Origin of the sequence: Chthonomonas sp. (assembly GCF_035294505.1) — a bacterium.
Taxonomy (GTDB): Bacteria; Armatimonadota; Chthonomonadetes; order Chthonomonadales; family Chthonomonadaceae; genus Chthonomonas.
In genome coordinates this window covers 1-3,885 of record NZ_DATGKU010000201.1, presented here as the reverse complement: position 1 = coordinate 3,885, position 3,885 = coordinate 1, and the positions used below count along the sequence as shown (strand labels likewise).

The following is a 3,885-nucleotide window of genomic DNA, read 5'->3' as shown; positions in this document are numbered from 1 at the left end:
AGAAATGCGGCCGTTACACCCACAACGTAGGCTACATCCTCCTCGCTGGGCTGGAAGAAAACAAACCGTTCGCCTGGCGTCTCGGGCTGCGGGTTGGTCTCTACCAAGATGCCGCGCGTCTGCACATAGTGCCATTCGCGTAGGCCCATGGCGCGTGGGTCTTCAAAATCTTGGACGCGCGCCAGTAGGTCTCCCACCTCTTCATATACGTTCTCCATTTCAGGCAGCTGGGCGGTGATGGCTGCGAGCGCTTCGGGGGTGATCAGGCGATAGGTGGCCTGCGCTTCCTCCATCTGCCCGAGAAGCGCGTAGCATTCGGCCATCTCGAGGATCAGCCAGATGGGCAAGCCGCCGTAGGTTTCGTTGATGGCATGGAACATCTCTAGGGTCTGTTCGTACTCGCCGAGGTCCATCAGGGTTTGGGCATAGTCCACGTCGGCAGCTTGGCGCAGTTGAAGCAGTTCGGGCCGCTCGAAGGCGGAGGGTGGCAGGGCGGCAAGCAGTTGGCGGCTGCGGTCTAGAAAGGGACGCGCGAGAAACGGGCGTTGAAGTTGGAAAAAGCGATTGCCCAGTTGATAGTAGGGAATGGGATTGGTGCGGTCTTGGCGTATCTGCTCGAAGAGGGTTAACTCGTCGTTCGTTTGGATACCGCTCTGTTGAGCACCCTGCTTTAACAGCTCAATGGTGGTATCAATGACGAGGTCGGAGGCGATATCCTGTTGATATGCCATAGCAAGGTGTTGAAGAGCGAGGAGCGGTTCGCCTTGGGCGGCGATGCTGCGCGCCTGCTCGACGATTTGGCGCACCTCTTCGCTTACTTCGGGGTCGCGGCGAATAGGTTTGCCGTCGGGGCCTAGTAGGGTCATGGTATATTCTCCATTAACGGTTTAAGCGCTGAAAAGCGGTGTTATAGCTCGGAAAGGGGAGGCAGAATTTTGGATATCCGTTGGAGGGCTGCTTCATCGGAGGGCCGAGCGGTGTAGCGTGCGACGAGGCATACCCAAACCTCCTCATGACGGGTTTCGATCACGGTAAAGCCGGCGGCTTCAAGAGCCTCACCGACTAGGTCTTCATGCTCCTCCACGATGCCTGACGAGATAAACAGGGCGTCGGGAGCGCAGATACGTGCCACATCGGGGACGATCTCAATGATGGTATTGGCGACGATATTGGCGAGCACGAGATCGCAAGGACGGGCGACCTCGTAGAATTGAGGGACGGGATGAACGGTGATAACGGTTTCAAGCCCGTTGCGTGCCACGTTTTCGGCAGCGATCTGCCGAGGAAGGCTATCTATATCGGTAGCGAAGACATGGGCTGCACCGAGTTTGCCGGCAGCGATGGCCAGAATGCCGCTGCCGGTGCCGATGTCGGCCACACGCATGCCCGGTTGCAGGTAGGTTTCAAGCGCCTGAAGGCAGAGGCGTGTGGTGGGGTGTGAGCCGGTGCCGAAAGCCATGCCCGGCTCGAGGAGGATAACGGCATCCTCCGGGGCGGCATCGAATGCCTCCCAAGGGGGTGTAATAACGAGGCGGTTTCCTACACGCATGGGTTTGAAATGCTGTTTCCAAGCCTCCTCCCAATCGGCTTCATCTATGGGATACAGGGCAAGCGGGTGGCATAGGGGAGGAAGGCCAAATTCAGGGAAGCGCTGAAGATGCTGCTGCAGGGCATCCAAACGCGGCGTAAGTTCATCGTTAAGGGGGAGAAAGCCGCGAATGAGGCGCACTCCTTCCTGTATCTCCTCGATATGGGTTCCTCCACAGCCGGCTTGTAGAAGCGCATAGTTAACGGCCTCTTCGGCCTCGGCAGGGCATGTGATGACGATCTCTATCCAGCGCAATTTAGGCTAATGCTTTCCGAAAAGCCGGGCAAGAATACTACGGCTTTCGTGATCTTCGGCCTTCTCGCCGAAGGTAACGGCGAGCTGTTGCAGCAGCGCTCTCTGTTCCGGAGTCAGTTGTTTGGGAATCTGCACGTTGATGATCACATGCTCATCACCGCGGCGGCGCCCGTTTAGCTCAGGAAGTCCTTTGCCAGGTAGAACATATTCTTGGCCGGGTTGGGTTCCCGGTTCCAGTTTTAGAGTCTCCTTTCCTCCAAGCACGGGCACTTCGATGGTGCCGCCCAGCGTTGCGGTGGTAATGCTTACCGGCACCTCGCAGTAGATATGGCTGCCACGTCGCTCGAATATCTCATGGTCACGCACATAGATCACGAGGTAGAGATCGCCAGGAGGGCCTCCGCGTTCGCCCACATCTCCTTCGCCCACCAACCGCAGACGAACTCCTGTTTCCACACCGGCAGGGATGTTCACGGTGCGCTCGCAGGTGCGACGCACACGCCCGGTGCCGTTGCAGTGGCGGCAGGGGTCGCGAATCACTTTGCCTGTGCCACGGCAGCGCATACAGGTTTGAATGGTCTGGAAGGTGCCTAGCAGGCTGGTTTGTGTGAATCGAATCTGCCCGCGCCCGTGGCATTGAGGGCAGGTGTCCACACTACCGGCTCCGGCACCGGTGCCTTGGCACACCTCACAGGTCTCCATGCGAGCATAGCGAATCGTTTTGGTTACGCCCGTTGCCACCTCCTCGAGGGTTAGCTCCACATCTTCGCGCAGGTCGTCTCCGCGTGCAACATCGGTTCGCCCGCGTGCCGTGGGGGACTCACCGAAGAAAATGTCGAAGATGTCGGCAAACGGGTTCGCGCCGAAGCCCGATGAGAAGCCGTTACTCGGTGCCTCATCCCATGCGGCGTGTCCGTAGCGATCGTACTGGCGGCGACGTTGCTCATCGCTAAGCACATCGTAGGCGGCCTGTATCTCTTTGAACTTCTCAGCCGCATCGGGCGACTTATTTCGGTCTGGGTGATATTTGGCCGCCAGGTTCCGGTAGGCTCGCTTAATCTCCTCTTGGGAGGCATCGCGAGAGACACCTAAAACCTCATAATAGTCACGCGCGCCAGTTGCCATTTCTGCTCCGTCGGGTTAGTCTGTGAACCTAAAATTAGCGTTGCGTTTAAAAACTCTAGGGCTTTTGGAGGGCAAGCTCATCGGAAGAAGAGCCTCTCATGCCTCGTCAATGTCGGGAAGGATATCGAAGCCCTCCTCTTCCAATAGCTCCTCCTCTTCCTCGATCGGCCCCCCTTCACGGATGCGCACGTCCACCGCCGTAACGCGCTCTTCACCATCCTCCTCTTGGGCTTCGGGGTCCACGCCTTGAAGAACCTCATCTTCCAGCACAGTCTCTTGCCCGGTTTCATCAATAGGCAGTACGGTACCGGCCCCGATGATGTCGGCATCGGAAGGCTCATGCGGCTGCAGGGCTTTTTGGGTGGCCAACAGTACCTCTTCCGGCTCGTGCGGCACGATTTTACCTGCCGCTATCTCCTCTAGGGCGATGGTAAGTGGGTTTGTGGAGCGCGTTTCTACAAGGCGGCGTGCTCCCTCCTTTAGCTGCCGAGCGCGTTTTGCGGCGATAATCACTAACGCATATTTGCTCCCCATCTGATCCAGCTTGTCCGGTGATGGACAGATGCTCATTGTCTCTTTCGGCTCCTTAGTCATCGTGTTTAGGTTTCATCCCCATTGTGCGATCTAGGCGTTCCTCTTGTCAAGGGAAAGAACAAATTTCTCCTAAAGACGGCCGGTTTCCCTTCTTATATCTTATTGTAGAATCGTCCGAATGGTTCCCATAGGCGCAAGACAATTTCTCTCATGTGGATGTTTCGTGTAGGGCGCTTTTGGAATCGCCCTCTCTTGTAAAGAATGAAACAGGATTTGCGAACAGCCGCCGTTGTTACCTGGAAGCTTGACGATTCGTCTAATCATCGAGCGTGATGATGAAGGTGCGAAAGCGCGAAGCGCGTCCGCTCTATCGCTTTATAGGG

4 protein-coding genes are annotated in these 3,885 nt (G+C 57.1%); all 4 read right to left on the bottom strand.

The features are described from left to right. Positions 1-866: hypothetical protein (locus VKV18_RS12665; RefSeq protein WP_324204562.1), on the bottom strand; the 866-nt coding region annotated here is incomplete at its 3' end. 41 nt (positions 867-907) lie between these two features. Further along, positions 908-1,843: a 50S ribosomal protein L11 methyltransferase gene (gene prmA / locus VKV18_RS12660; protein WP_324204561.1), complete on the bottom strand. Its 936-nt coding sequence runs from the start codon at positions 1,841-1,843 to the stop codon at positions 908-910. Between the two features lie 6 nt (positions 1,844-1,849). Further along, the gene (gene dnaJ / locus VKV18_RS12655) at positions 1,850-2,968 is read right to left on the bottom strand and encodes a molecular chaperone DnaJ (RefSeq protein ID WP_324204560.1); all 1,119 of its coding nucleotides are present in this window, start codon (positions 2,966-2,968) and stop codon (positions 1,850-1,852) included. A 96-nt stretch (positions 2,969-3,064) separates the two neighbouring features. Then, entirely contained in the window at positions 3,065-3,538 is a 474-nt protein-coding gene (gene rpoZ, locus VKV18_RS12650; RefSeq protein ID WP_324204559.1) for a DNA-directed RNA polymerase subunit omega, read from the bottom strand. Between the last annotated feature and the right edge of the window lie 347 nt (positions 3,539-3,885).